Source organism: Aciduliprofundum sp. MAR08-339 (assembly GCF_000327505.1).
GTDB lineage: Archaea > Thermoplasmatota > Thermoplasmata > Thermoplasmatales > Aciduliprofundaceae > Aciduliprofundum.
Genome location: NC_019942.1, coordinates 1,081,065 through 1,095,816, shown reverse-complemented (window position 1 = coordinate 1,095,816; position 14,752 = coordinate 1,081,065). Strand labels below are relative to the sequence as shown.

Annotated in this window: 9 protein-coding genes and 2 tRNA genes; 7 read left to right on the top strand and 4 right to left on the bottom strand. The window is 38.3% G+C overall.

Annotation, left to right across the window (positions count from 1 at the left end):
- The first annotated feature begins 37 nt into the window (after positions 1-37).
- The 4 genes from ACIM339_RS05925 (at position 38) to ACIM339_RS05910 (ending at position 11,190) form a co-directional block, all read left to right on the top strand.
- Positions 38-2,812, top strand: a complete 2,775-nt coding sequence (locus ACIM339_RS05925; protein WP_015283704.1) for an ATP-dependent DNA helicase — start codon at positions 38-40, stop codon at positions 2,810-2,812.
- Between the two features lies 1 nt (position 2,813).
- Entirely contained in the window at positions 2,814-5,813 is a 3,000-nt protein-coding gene (locus ACIM339_RS08005) for a DNA methyltransferase (protein WP_015283703.1), read from the top strand.
- A 6-nt stretch (positions 5,814-5,819) separates the two neighbouring features.
- Complete coding sequence (locus tag ACIM339_RS05915) at positions 5,820-9,044, top strand: DEAD/DEAH box helicase family protein (RefSeq protein ID WP_015283702.1); 3,225 nt, start codon at positions 5,820-5,822, stop codon at positions 9,042-9,044.
- A 985-nt stretch (positions 9,045-10,029) separates the two neighbouring features.
- Entirely contained in the window at positions 10,030-11,190 is a 1,161-nt protein-coding gene (locus ACIM339_RS05910) for a hypothetical protein (RefSeq protein WP_015283701.1), read from the top strand.
- 264 nt (positions 11,191-11,454) lie between these two features.
- On the opposite strand, the gene ACIM339_RS05905 is transcribed toward ACIM339_RS05910, so the two are convergent.
- The 3 genes from ACIM339_RS05905 to ACIM339_RS05900 form a co-directional block, all read right to left on the bottom strand.
- Positions 11,455-11,592: transfer RNA gene (locus ACIM339_RS05905), tRNA-Trp, on the bottom strand.
- 82 nt (positions 11,593-11,674) lie between these two features.
- Entirely contained in the window at positions 11,675-11,782 is a 108-nt protein-coding gene (locus ACIM339_RS07850; RefSeq protein ID WP_081440616.1) for a 50S ribosomal protein L41e, read from the bottom strand.
- Between the two features lie 54 nt (positions 11,783-11,836).
- Positions 11,837-11,911, bottom strand: a tRNA-Arg gene (locus tag ACIM339_RS05900).
- Positions 11,912-11,982: 71 nt separating this feature from the next.
- On the opposite strand from ACIM339_RS05900, the gene ACIM339_RS05895 reads away from it, so the two are divergent.
- Positions 11,983-12,543 (top strand): CDP-2,3-bis-(O-geranylgeranyl)-sn-glycerol synthase, encoded by a 561-nt coding sequence (locus tag ACIM339_RS05895; RefSeq protein ID WP_015283700.1) that lies wholly within the window; start codon positions 11,983-11,985, stop codon positions 12,541-12,543.
- Positions 12,544-12,575: 32 nt separating this feature from the next.
- Positions 12,576-13,310 carry a hypothetical protein gene (locus ACIM339_RS05890; RefSeq protein ID WP_015283699.1) on the top strand — a complete coding sequence of 245 codons (735 nt, stop codon included), beginning with the start codon at positions 12,576-12,578 and terminating at the stop codon, positions 13,308-13,310.
- Here the strand turns inward: ACIM339_RS05890 and ACIM339_RS05885 are convergent.
- Positions 13,304-13,972 carry a metallophosphoesterase gene (locus ACIM339_RS05885; RefSeq protein WP_015283698.1) on the bottom strand — a complete coding sequence of 223 codons (669 nt, stop codon included), beginning with the start codon at positions 13,970-13,972 and terminating at the stop codon, positions 13,304-13,306. The genes ACIM339_RS05890 and ACIM339_RS05885 overlap by 7 nt on opposite strands.
- An 84-nt stretch (positions 13,973-14,056) precedes the next feature.
- Between ACIM339_RS05885 and ACIM339_RS05880 the strand changes: the two genes are divergently transcribed.
- A complete protein-coding gene (locus tag ACIM339_RS05880) occupies positions 14,057-14,728 on the top strand; it encodes a TIGR00266 family protein (protein ID WP_015283697.1) in 672 nt (223 codons plus the stop codon).
- Positions 14,729-14,752 lie beyond the last annotated feature (24 nt).

Below are 14,752 nucleotides of genomic sequence, written 5' to 3'. Positions count from 1 at the left end.
GAAAAATTTATTAATCATCCTTTCATACTAATTAGTAATGGTGAATGAAATTTGTTCAGATGAAATTTATAATATGATTATCAATGGACCCTTCCAAAATTCTCCTTTGTCTCCTGCTCAAAAAAGTGCCGTAGAGAGCAGTGCAAAACATATACGTATTTTAGCAGGTGCAGGAGCTGGTAAAACAGAAACTCTAACAAGAAGAATTCTGTATTTATTGTTATGCAAAAATGTTGAACCAGATACCATCGTAGCATTTACATTTACGGAGAAGGCCGCACAATCTATGAAATCCAGAATATACTCCCGCATAATTGATATAAAAGGCGAAGAATACGCCCATAAGTTAGGCAAAATGTATATTGGGACAATCCACAGCTACGCCCTTCGCATACTTCAAGATTATTTCGGATATGGAAATTACGATGTTATGGACGATAAACAAGAGATGGCTTTTGTTATGAAGAGAGGTTGGGGAATAGGAGTGAATAAACTAAGGGGACAAAATTATGGAGACAAGTGCAAAAAATTCCTAGAGGCAGTAAATGTTGTGTATGATGAGATTATTCCAAGAGACAAGTTATCCAAGAAAAATCCAGAATTTTACCATGTGTTTGAAAAATATGAAAGTACTTTAGATGAGTACCACAAACTTACATTTGGACGCCTCATTTATCTTGCAGTTAAAAATATAAAGGAAAATCCGGAAAGATTACCCATGGTGAAGTATCTCATTGTGGATGAGTATCAGGATATAAATCATGCCCAAGAGGAGCTAATAAAATTAGTTGGAAAAAATGCTAGCATTATGGTTGTAGGAGATCCAAGACAAACCATTTATCAGTGGAGAGGTTCGGATGATGAGTGTTTTGAAAGATTCACGGAAATATATCCAGATGCGGAAACTATAGTTATTCCTGAAAATAGGAGGAGCACCAAAAGAATAGTAGAAGTAGGAAATAAAATTGCTAACAGATTTGAAAAAAGGAAATTTGATGAAATGACACCTGTGAAAGATGAAGATGGACATGTGTATGTGGCAAAAGCAAAAACTCCAAAAGAGGAAGCAAAATGGATTGTAGATCAGATAGAGAATTTAGTAAGTGAGAAGAATATGAGGTATTCAGATTTTGGTATTCTTCTAAGAAGTGTGACTACCTCAGGCGATCCCATTATCCAAGAACTAAAAAGTAGGGACATCCCATACATCGTAGGAGGGACTATTGGTTTATTTAGAAGGGAGGAGGCCTTGGCTCTAGGCAAGTTATTCTGCTGGCTCTGGGATGAGGGATTTTGGTATGATTACCACGGTAAAGTGGAAAATGAAGAACTATTAGACTCTGCATTGAATGATTGGATAAGTGCCACAAAATTGTTGGATTTAGATGAAAAAGATCAGGTTAAAGAAAAATTAGAGATCTGGAGGGAGGATGTGTTAAATGGCAAATACCATAACTTCCAAGAGGTTTATCATGAGGTTCTTAACATTCTCAAGTTTAAGGATTTGGAACCCTCTAACAAACTCCATGCTGCCATAATGGCAAATCTTGGAAGATTTAGCGTTTTACTGGGAGATTATGAGAATGCTGTGAGATTGGGGGGGAACAAACTTAAATGGAACAATTCTTTGCTAAAGGGATTAATATGGTACATTATAACATATGCATCCACAGCCTATGAGGAGCAACCAAGTGAGGACATCAGAGCAGTGGATGCTGTGCAGGTAACCACAATTCACCAAGCAAAAGGTCTTGAATGGCATGTTGTGTTCATACCATCATTAGTGAGTAGAAGATTTCCCTCTTCACATATAGCGGAAAAGAGAATGTGGCTCATAGACAGGGATCTATTCCCTGCACGTAGATACGATACAAAAATGGAAGATGAAAGAAGATTGTTTTATGTGGCTGCAACAAGAGCAAAAAGTACATTGGTGCTAAGCTTTTTTGAGAAATATAATGTTAAGAAGGCAACTATCAGCTGCTTCCTACGGGAGGTCCTGGAAGATAATCCCAGAAATTTGGAGATTTTAAGAGCAGAAGATAAATTCAAAATAGATACTGATTCACCTTCAGTGGTTACCGGTGAGATCGAGGTATCCACATTTGAGGCAGGTGAAATAGTGGATTATGTGAAGTGCCCCTACTTTTACAGATTAAGACATGTATGGAACTATCAAGCTCCACTTGCAGAGGAACTGGGATATGGGAATGCACTTCATTACTCCTTACGCAGAGCTGTAGAACTCCATAAAGAAGGGTATAATCCATTAAGTGCAATATTAGAGGCTGTAGATAAAGGATTCTACTTACCTTATGCACCGAAATATAAAGCTCAAAAACTAAAGAAAAGTGCGGAGAATATTCTTGTGAATTATGTGGCAGATCATATGGAAGACATTTCCTCTGTGGCAGAGGTGGAATACAGATTGGAATTTCCCAGCAAAAATTCCACAATAGCAGGTAAAGTGGATGTAATCATAGATAAGGGTGATGTTGTGGAGGTGAGGGAATACAAAACATCCACAAAAGTTACCAAACCGGAGCATGTGGCCCTTCAGGTACGTTTATATGCCTTAGGGCTCAAAGGGCTCGGATATAATGTGGGAAGGGGAAGCGTTGTATATTTAGGTGAAGGAGAAATAGATGAGATTGACGTGAGCCAAGATACTCTCCGCAATGCAAAAATATATACGGAGAATTTACTATCTCAAATTCAAAATCAGAACTATAACCCCAACCCCGGTGATTTCTGTGAAAATTGCGATTACCGGGACATATGTAAATTCAGAATGGGTGATGAAGGTGAGTAAGATGTATGGTAATGTGGAAAATTTGAAGAAGGAAGAAGAAAACATGGAGAGAAAACTCAAAGATTTGCTTTTGAATCTTTTCAGATTTGATGTGGAAGATTTGGATTTTGGCATCTACAAAATAATGAATTTCAAAAGGGAAGAAATAAGGAATTTCATAGAAAACGATTTAATAAATGCTGTTGAGGAGGAATTCAAAGAGCTCTACAAACAGGATGCAAAAGATTTGGAGAAGGAATTAAAAGATTTGAGGAGGGAAGTTGTGGAGAATCTAGGCGAGGGTGTGTTTGATGAAGATGGTAACATAAATCCAATGTTTGAAAATGTGCCTATCGTAAAGAAGTATAAGGAGAAACAGAAAGCTTTGAAAAATGTGGAAAATGTGACAGCAGATAAAAGAGAGATTTTCAGCAGGATTTACGAGTTTTTTGATAGATATTATCAAGATGGAGATTTGATTCCCATAAGAAGATACACAAAATCCAACGATTACATAGTGCCTTACAATGGGGAAGAAGTGATGCTTTACTGGGCAAATAAAGATCAGTACTATGTGAAAACAACCGAGTACTTCCAGAAATACACATTTCGTGCCGGTGCTTACGAAATAAATTTCAAGTTGAGGGAGGCGCATATTGATAAAAATAATGTGAAGGGAAAGGACAAGTATTTCATTCTCTCTGCAGAGGATTTTATGGAAGTGAAGGGTAAGAGTGTGAACATATACTTTGAGTTCAGGGAATTAACAAATGAAGAGTACCAAAGATTTGGATTTGGTGATAGAACCAACAAAACAACCGTAAAAACCACTCTGCAAGAAGATGCTGTAAAAAGGATAAATGAATGGTTGCAGGAGAACAATCATCCTGATATTAAGAAGCAGTTGAACAAGAAGTTTGTGAAGAAATCCGGTGAAGAAAGCGATAGAACGGTTTTGGAAGCACGCATAGCGCAATATGTGGCCAAGAACACCAAGGATTATTTCATACACAAAAATCTGAAAAAATTTTTCCTGACCGAGCTTGATTTCTACATAAAGAATGAGATGCTGAATATGGAGAGCATTGAGAGTATGGACGAGAATGAATTGCGAAAACTCATGAGAAGAGTAAAGGTGTTCAGAAATTTGAGCCAGAAAATAATTGAATTCCTGGCCGAAATTGAAGATTTTGAGAAAATGCTGTGGGAGAAGAAGAAGTTTGTGCTAAAAACTGAGTATGTGATCACTCTGGATAAAATAAAAGAGTTTGCAGGTGAGGAATTTCTGGAAGGTATAATTGATGATATATTGAATAATGAAAAGCAGATTGAAGAATGGAAAGAATTATTTGGCGTGGAAGTAAGTAGAAAAGAGGATCTCATTGAAAAGCGCACTCTGGAGGGAAATGTGTGGAAAAAGTTACCTATAGATACTAAGTACTTTGATGAGGAATTCAAGTGGAATTTGCTGGTGGCTCTGAGCAAAAACAACTATCTGGATGATATTTTGGATGGAGTTTTGATTAAAAGTGAAAACTGGCAGGCGTTGAATTTGCTTTTGAATAAATACTACGAGAAGGTGCAGACGATTTACATTGATCCACCATTTAAAACAGGAAAAGACTTCATTTATAAAGATAATTACCAAACTTCATCTTGGCTTACATTGTTAATAGACAGAATAAAATTAGCAAGAGAGTTTATGAGAGAAACCGGATCATTTTTTATCCATTTGGATTGGAACGCTAATTATTTAGGAAGATATTTAGTAAATTCAATGTTTCCAGTTATTAACGAAATTATTTGGAATACCAATGCAACAAAAGATGATGAGAGTGGACTATTTAGCTACAAAAGTTTTGGAGAAAAATATGTAAGACAGCATGATACAATATTTCAATGCTCATATATAAATGATTACAAATTTATCAAACTGTGGAAGCCAAATAGAAACACAACAAAATTACCAATAGGCTGGTTGGATTTGATTTCTTACACTAAAGAGGGGACTAAGAGAGGTCAAAGACTTGAAGATTTTGAATTTTTCGTAGAGAAATATAACGATAAAGGAAATCTTGTTCTTCAAAAGTTAGAAGTAAAGGAAAAAGTTTACCCTATTGGTGATATATGGAACGATATTTACCATTTTACGCAATCAGAATTAAGAACAACTGAGAATGTAAGTTTTAATACACAAAAACCTGAGAATTTATTAAGAAGGATACTCCAATCTACTACAGAAAAAGGAGATCTAGTAATGGACTTCTTTGCTGGATCTGGAACTACTTTGGTAGTATCACATAAATTGAGAAGAAAATGGATTGGAATTGAGTTAGAAGAATATTTTAGTGAGTTTTACCATGATAACAGTGAGAAAAAACTGGGCTTGTTGGGTAGATTAAAAATAGTTTTGTATGGAGATAAAGAATTTAATATATTAGGGAAGAGAAGGAGATCACATCTAAGTAATGATATTAATTGGAGTGGCAGTGGCTTCTTCAAATACCACACCCTGGAGCAGTACGAGGACACCCTGAACAACATTGTGTTTGCCAATGAGGAGGGTAGGCAGGCAAAACTCGCAGAATTTGAGGATTACATATTCCACATGCTTGAGTACGGTACACGTGGAAGTATGAGCCGGCTCAACATTGACAAATTCCAGAAACCATTCTCCTACAAACTGAGAATTCTGGAGAATGGTATGGAGAAGGATGAGAATGTGGATTTGGCGGAAACATTCAATTATCTGCTCGGTTTGCATGTGAAAAAATACTTCGTGGAGAGATTTGAGGACAGAAAATACGTGTGGGTTGTGGGCACCAAGAGCGATGGATCCTTGACAGTTATTGTGTGGAGAAACACGGAAAATTTGGACTTGGAGAAGGACAAAAACCACATTGAGGAAAAAATGAATGAAATTGCAGATACTGAGCCGGATTACATTTATGTGAATGGAGACAGCTATGTGGAAAATGCAATTCCCATTGAAACGGAATTTATGAAGTTGCTGGGAGCGTGATAATCAATGCCCAGGGGAAAAAATAAAACTACGAATTCCAAAAGACTTGATGATTACCTGGTGCTCAACCATTACATGTGCTCCCTATTTGGATATGATTCATTTAAGGAGTTGAAGAAGCAATTTGAGGATGTGGAAGATGGCTATGATGAGGAAGGTCACAGTTATATGTATCACCGCATCTTGTCATTAAAAAATCTTGACCCGCGTATCAGGGATAAAATGGATGATTACGATGCGAACATATATGGGTATTTGAAACACATAAATGCTAAAAGGGATTTTCAAATAAACTTGAAGTATTTTCAGTACTTGGCTGTACTCTTTACGGAGATATTCTTAGACAGATATTTCCAAGACCCAATTCAACTGATGAACGAAATTACACAGTTTGGATGGAAAAACAAACGCAAATACGATGATGAAGCGAATCTGTATGGTTTCACTCCACAAGATCTCCGCACTCTAGCATTCTGGATGGCCACTGGTAGCGGTAAAACCATAATTATGCACATAAACTACCTTCAATTTTTGAAATACAACAAAGGCCCTCACAAAATTAATTATGAGAACATCATTCTAATAACTCCAAATGCCGGGCTATCGGCACAGCACAAAAAGGAATTGGAGCTCAGCAGCATACCCGCAGTTTATTTCATAGAAGAGAGCGGCACTTCTTTCTCTGGAGATTATCCTCCAGTTAAAATCATTGAAATAACCAAGTTTGTGGAAAACAAGAAGGGTGAAGGGGTAAGCATATCCACAAAGAGTGTGACTTCCAAAAATATTGTGTTTGCCGATGAGGCACATAAAGGTGCCGGTGGAGACGCGTGGAAAAAATACAGAGAAGATTTATCTAAGAATGGTTTCAGATTTGAGTATAGTGCCACATTCGGCCAAGCATTGAAAAATATCTCTCCAGGGGATGAACTCTTACAGAGTTATGCAAAATCCATAATATTCGATTATTCCTACAAATATTTTTACGGAGATGGATATGGGAAGGATTACCGGATAATAAACACAAGAACACTTACGGAGGATTTGCAGTACACATTTCTTCTTGCAAATGCTCTATCTTTTTACGAGCAGGTAGAAGTATATAGCTCTAACGAGGGTTACAGAAAGAAGTACCATATTGAACGGCCACTCTGGGTATTCATTGGAAGTACCGTGCAACCAAAGAATAGAAAAAAAGAATCAAAAAAGAAGGGATTAGACATATTTGGTAATAAAGAAGACAGGAAAACGGTTTCTGATATTTTAAAAGTGGTAAAATTCATAAATAAATTCATCAATGATGAGAGTTGGGCCATTAGAACTATAGAGAGAGTACTACAAGGAAGGTCCGGAATTTTGGATAAAGAAGGTAATGATGTTTTTGCGAGAACTTACCCTGAGACCAATTTTCCATTTTTGAGGGGAGGGGAAATAAGTGCTAGGAAGATTTATGAAGATATGAAAAGAAAGATTTTCAAAATAAGCACAAAAGATGCTCTTCATCTGGTAAACATAAAAAATGCTGAGGGAGAAATTGGATTGAAAATAGGTCCTTTTGGAAAATACTTCGGAGTCATCAACATTGGAGATAAAGAGGGGTTCCTGAAATTCATAAAAGATAACGCAGAAGAATATGGTATGGTTGTGGAAAGAGATGATACCACAAATTCCCTATTTGAAGGTATAGAAAACTCCAGCATTGACATATTAATAGGAGCGCGAAAATTTGTGGAAGGTTGGAATAGTTGGAGGGTATCCACAATGGGACTCATAAACATGGGTAAAACAGAGGGGCCCCTTGTGATTCAGTTGTTTGGCAGAGGCGTGAGGCTCAAAGGCTACAACAAAATGCTGAAAAGAAGCACTGCAATACCCAATGTAGCACATCCAGAACACATATCCATATTAGAAACTTTGAACATATTCGGCATACAGGCAAATTATATGGAAGTGTTTAAAGGATACCTGGAGAAAGAAGGCGTGCCTACAGAACCTCAAAGAGAATTTTTCATACCAACAAAAATTCATGAGATTATTGAAAAAGGATCTCAGAAGCTCACCATTCCTAAGTTACCATCTAAAGTTGATTTCAGAAAAAGTGCCTTTTTGAAGTTAGAAAAAGATGAGCATATTAAAATAAACTTAGATCTCAGGCCAAGGGCAACTATTCTCAGCAGCAAAGAGGAGAAGGCACTTTTAGCTCAAAGTAAAGACATAAGTTCGCACATAGATCCCGGATATCTGGATTTATTAAATTGGAATTACATATACAGGGAAATAGTAGAATACAAAATGGAAAGAGGTCTCTATAATCTTAAAGTATCAAAGGATGCTCTAAAGGATATACTGATGCCAGAGGTAAATGGAAAATTCATTTATGATTTGTACTTGCCAGATCCAAGGAAAGTGATGCCTGCTAAAATGGAAGATTTGGAATATCTTGAAGATTTGACCATAAGAATATTAAAAAAATATGTGTATAAATACTATATGAAACATAAAATGATGTGGGAAACAAGTAACTTAAAGTATGATTATCTAAGCTCAGGTGATAAAGAGCTGCTCATAGACAAGTACACTATCAAAATTAAATTAAAAGATCTCCAAAAATTTAAGGAGTTAGTAGATTTACTGGAAAATGAGGATTTCGAGCCTCTATATGGAGAGTACGACAACATAATAAAAAATGTTTACATTGATGTGCATTTGTATCAACCTCTTTTAAAAGATCATCCGGAGATTACAATAATTCCGAAAGGCCTCAATGAAGGAGAGGAAAAATTCATAGAATACTTGAAAATATATTTGTCTTCCATAAGTAATCAATTGCAGAAAAAGGACATATACGTATACGTACTTAGAAATAGAACCCGAGGAAAGGGAATTGGGTTCTTTGAAAATTATGGATTTTACCCAGATTTCATAGTGTGGATTAAAAGAAAAGATATAGAACATATTATTTTTGTGGAGCCTCATGGACTTGCACATTTTAGCGAGAGAGATAAAGAAAAAATTGAACTTCATAGAAAACTAAAGGAGTTAGAGAAAAAATTAAATGAAAAATATGAGAGAAATATAACACTTAATTCTTACATCATATCCGTCACACCTTATGACACTCTAAAATACATGTTTAATATGTCCAAAGATCAGCTTGAGAATTCTCATATTTTATTTATGGAAGATAAAATTAAAGCTGTGGAGAAAATCATCTCTCCATTTATAAAGTAATAAAGTTACCATATTGATGCAAAATACACACTCAGTGTTGCTATTATCTCCCTATTCACTCTTACCTCATTTAGATTTTATTTTGTTCTAGCTTTTCAAAGTCCTCACACACAGCGCAGAGATCAATATTTTTCAGAGTATTCTCTTCCTCTGCCTTAATCCGAAGCGATTTTTCAGTTTCTAATCATGCTATACTACCTCTAAATAATAATTTTAACCTTTTTAAATAAGAAGAATGAAATGCAATTCTTTCGAGAGAGAGAAAAATTATATTTGTTATTATTTTTCTCGTCACTCCTTTTGTAGTCTCATGCACATCCATAGTTGTATTTCATCACTCATCTCTAAACGTCCTTGGATTTTCTGGTTTAGTAACTGCGTTTATAGGATACTTCGTTTATGTATATTATCAATATATAAAGAAAAACTATATTTCAACTCTTAATTACTACTTCCCTATAATAGTACTCTCCGTAAATTTTACAATTTTAATAATGAGGTATTACCCAGCAATTAGTAGATGGGCAATGCCTCTCACTTCTATTCTCTATTTCTATTCTCTGGTTAATCTTACAGATAAATAATATAGATAAATAATATAAAATATGCATTATCTATCTATAAAAAGAAAATATGCTGAGATGAAGTTTTATACCAGAATAATAACTTCTATTATTTATTCTCTGGTATTTATTTTCCTTTTTTGTGCATTTCCTGCATTTTTGGCTCCTCCTACATCTGAAAACCCTACCAACATAATTGGACATTTTGTAGGTTATCTTTTTTGATTCCCATTGCCTCTACTAATATTTGAATCTGTAAATAAAAGTTATAAACTCAGAAAATAAAGATAAAATAAATCTTAAATGATACCTTATAAAATTCCAATAAATATTTGAATCTTCGATAAAATTTTCCATACTTTATCTCAATAATGCAGATACTTCGGAACAATGTTTAAATAAGGCCCAAAATAGAGATTAGTGTGAAGAAAGAGGTGGAAGATCCCAATATGATAAGCGATTGGGAAAAAATAATCCACGAGGAGGAGAAACAGAGAAATTCGAAGATCAACTATCTTGTCTTTGTCTCAAGGTTAGAAGGTGGAGAAGATAATGATACCCATGAGTACTCTGGATTTCTTCTTGGTATGTTTGAGAGTAAGGAGGATGCCATTGCATCCCTATATAGTTATATGAAGAGTTTTGGGCTAATGCATGGATATACCCTCGATGTCTATGATAGGGAAGGAAACCTTATTCGCATGATAATGTGTGCCTTGAGAGAGAATAGTGTGCCACCGGGAATGAGTTACTGGATTCTTGAAATAGCTAATCCCCTAATTCCCTTTTACTTTATGATCAAAGGATTCAAATCCATGGGAGATGCTTCGCATTTCCTTGCGGAGTATCTTGAGAAGGTGCCTCTTAACCCTGAGAGTTTTGAAATCCACGATTCCAAGGGAAAGGTGGTGGATGCTGGTAAACACTACGAAAGTGTGGTTATTGATGATTATGAGATTATTGAAGAGGAGCACGAGTACAAGGGATTCAAGGCATGGGTAGAAATGCTTGACGGTAATATGTTTCTCTCCACATCTGGACTTGGAGATAGCCCAGTCGGAATAGAAATGGATGAAGACGATGAATGGAAGTACGTGGTGTTTTCCTTCTATGCGGATGAGGATGGATCTCAAAGGAATTCGAGCATAGAACTTTACGATAATCTTGAAGAGGCCCTAGAGTTTGCTAGAAATGAATTTGAAAAAGGACCTGAGGATCTTGCCTTGGTTGCTGTTGTGGACAGAAATGCGGAGATAAAAGCTGTCTATAGAAAAGAACCTCCCAGAGAACCAAAGAGCGAGCTTCATCCTCCAACAGTAAAGGAAAAAGAGAAGGAGTATGAGGAGTTTCTGTCGGATGGAGTAGATAAAGTAAGATACGAGATTCCCCAGGGAATGTTTCGGGTGGTCCTTCTAGACTCCTGGAGCCTCACAGCGGATATAATTGGCGATTATCCTTCCAAGGAGGAGGCTATCAAAAATGCAGAGGAACTTTCTAAATTTGCGGATGAGTATGAAAGTGTTGTGGTTTACGATGATGAGGGCAAAGTGATATACGATTCCTCCCGTAAAACCTCTGAGTAATAGAGAACTACAAAATTTCAAGATTGAAATGGTACAAAATAGTATAAATTATAATGGAGTTTTATCCTGTAGAATCTATCATTGAAATATTTCTAGTGATCATAATTGTATTACTGTGCCCCCGAACCCATTAAAATTTTAGCGATTTTTGACACCTAACACCGAAAACTTTATAGGGGGCGGATGCCCCCGGTTTTGCAAGAAAAGACAGCCATACTCAAAGAAAACGATTTTTATCAATTTTGAAAAATGTTTACCAGGAAGTGGGGGCACTGGGATTCGAACCCAGGTCCGCGGGTCTCTCCTGTGGGTCAGCGCTCCAGTTACTCATCATTTTTCAGCTGACCCGCTTGTCATCATCTAACTGGAGCCCACCAGGATGCCTGACTACCCCATGCCCCCGCAATTACGGGTAATTTCAGCAAAGATATAAAATTTACCATTAAAGATGGACAAATCAGAGGAGCAAGAAATGAAAAGAGTATCAGCTCTTGTTTGCCCGCCTCTGCCTCATAAGACGGCGCATTCTCTTCTTTCTCCACTTCCAGCGCATCTTTCCCCGTTTTTTCCAGCTTCTTGAACTTCGCTTCATTGTGACACCAACCCTCGGTAAATTGAACTCAAATATAAATTTTGCCCACAAAAACGGGCGCGGCGGGATTCGAACCCGCGACCACTGACTTAGAAGGCCAGCGCCCTATCCATGCTAGGCCACGCGCCCAATCCCCTAATAAGCACGCCTTATTTAATTTTTACCAAAAATTTATTTTGAGCATATGCATTGCCATGCCGATGAACGTACTTGCAGAGATAATTGCAGCCCTATGGTTCATGCTCCCCGCCTACGTACCAAATTCGGCAGCCGTACTATTCAGGGGAAAAATCCCCATGGACCTAGGAAAAAATTTCATAGATGGGAGGAGAATCTTGGGAAAAGGTAAAACATGGCGCGGGTTTTTAGGTGGCTCGCTCACGGGATTCTTCCTTGGGATAATTCTCAATGTTCTCGCCAAGTTCCTTCCCCAGCCCTATTTTCCCCCATTCTCTGAGAGCATACTTAAAGCCATTGGCATAATTCTCTGCCTGGCATTTGGAGCCATGCTTGGAGATGCAACGGGCTCGTTCATAAAAAGGAGGTTGGGAATAGAAAGCGGAGGAAGAGCATTTCTACTGGATCAACTCACCTTCGTATTCGTTGCCTGGTTTCTGGTTTGGATCTTTTACCCATCTTTCTTCATGTTTGCATTTGGCAACATTCCCGCATTGCTCACAATACTCGTCCTGACCCCTCTGATACACAGGGGCGTGAATATTGCAGCGTACAAGATGGGAAAGAAGTCTGTGCCATGGTAAAGTTTAAAATTATGCAAAATATAGGGATTTAAATGAGATTCACCGTTATACTCCTGGCTCTTATGCTCACCTACGTGAGTTCTCCTGCTCATGTACCCAATTTTGATAATTTTACCACTCCCGTGATTGAGCCCGGCCATACCGGAAAGTTCAATTTCACAATAGAGAACAGGTACGTTGCTACTATGAAAAACTGTGTGCTGCACGTAACAATTTACATGTGGGCCACCGAGCAGGAGGCAAAGAGCATATGGAAAATAAAGGATCCTCCTGTTATAGAAGAATCCGGTAGTGTTAACTACACAATAAATCTTGGAGATATCAATTCAAAAGAAATCATACCTGTAGCATTTCACATTAAAACCTTCTCAGGCACTCCCGATGGCGTGTACTTTGTGAGATTTTCCCTGTTCTTCAAATACAACGGGACCACGTACAAAATGTGGTCTCCCGGGTATTTCTCCAAGGAAGAATGGAACCGGGCAACTGAGAACCACACCATTAACCTAAACTATCTCTCACAGGTGCTCGGCGAGAGGGTGGATGGCATAATACCCGATTCTTCCTTCAGCGTTAAGAGCAGTTTACTCTGGATACTCTACGTGCTCATTGGAATAACAACCCTTGTGGGAATAGCAGCATTTTACACCTATTTACACGAGGAGGGAAAGATAGGAAAAAAGGAGGAATACGCATATCAACTCAAGGGCAAGTACAGGTACCTTGAAAGGAGAGTCAAAGAGAAGATGAAAAAGAAAAATCAGTAGCCTAGGTAAAGCCTCTCTCCCAAAATGGGTGGCAGATCATTTTCAATAATGGCATTGTAAACCTCGTCTATTGGATACTCCACCCGCCTTATCTCGTAGACCCCATTATCAAGGTCCACGATGGCAAAGGACGCTCTGGGATCTCCATCCCTTGGCTGTCCCACACTTCCAGGGTTTATTATAACCCCATTTTCAAATTTCTTAACGAAGGGTACATGGGTGTGGCCCAGCACGAGCATATCGGGATTCTCGTACCGAAGCAAACTCTCACCGGCATCCTCAGGGTACACGTAGTAATCCTCGTCAAATGGTGCCCCGTGGTGAACTGCAATTCTCCTTCCCTCATATTCAACAAGCATACTGTCCTTAAGGGAGTAAAGATACTCAAGGTTCACCCTGGTGAGTACACTCCGGGTCCACGCCCCTGCCATGGCTGCATAGGTATTGAAACGGGAATAATCATCGTATATGACGGCACGATCATGGTTTCCACGGATACATTGAATATCTCTTTTCCTTATCTCCCATATCACCTCATTGGGCCATGGATTGTACCCAACAACATCCCCTGCACAGAGAATCAAATCGGCCTCTCCAATCTCTTCAAGCACAACCTTGAGGGCTGGAAGATTGCCATGTATGTCCGAAATAAGAGCGAGCATCATGAAAGCCATGCCCAGGGTTAAAATAAAATTAACGTTGGAAAAAGATTAATAGGCCAATTCTCATGGGTTACGGGGATAAAAATGAAGAGCGAGATTTTGCACAAACCTGCATTTGCAGAACTGAAGGTTCATCTCTCCCCCGGAGAGAGTGTGACCGCCGAGGCCGGAGCCATGGTGTACATGTCCTCAAACATAGGGGTTAAAACAACCACAGGTGGAGGATTTTTGAAGGGACTTGCGCGGAAGATACTGACCAAGCAAACACTTTTTATGAACACATACTATGCGGAGGGCAGCGAGGGTTACGTTGTATTTGCACCCGGATTGCCGGGAGACATCATGGAAATTGATGTGTCAAAACCCCTGTACGTTTCAGACACGAACTATCTTGCCAGCACAGGGTTGCAGTTTGGAGTGAAATTCACAGGATTCAGAGGCATATTCACGCCCGGTGGAATGTTCTGGTTCAAACTTGAAGGCATCGGAAAGGTGTGGCTTGCAACCTTCGGTGGTGTGGATGTGATTGAGCTGAAACCCGGAGAGCATCTGCTGATAGACAACATTCATCTGGCAGCCTTTGACGCCGGAATGCAATTCAGATTGCGCAAATTTGGAAAGTTGAAATCCTTCCTTTTCGGTGGAGAGTACCTGCTCACCGAGTTTGAGGGCCCAGGAAGGGTGTTCATACAGTCCAGAAATCTGCCAGTTTTCGCAAATATCCTGTACAGGTACATGCCCAAGAACAACGATTGAAAAAGTTTATTAACTCTTCGGAGT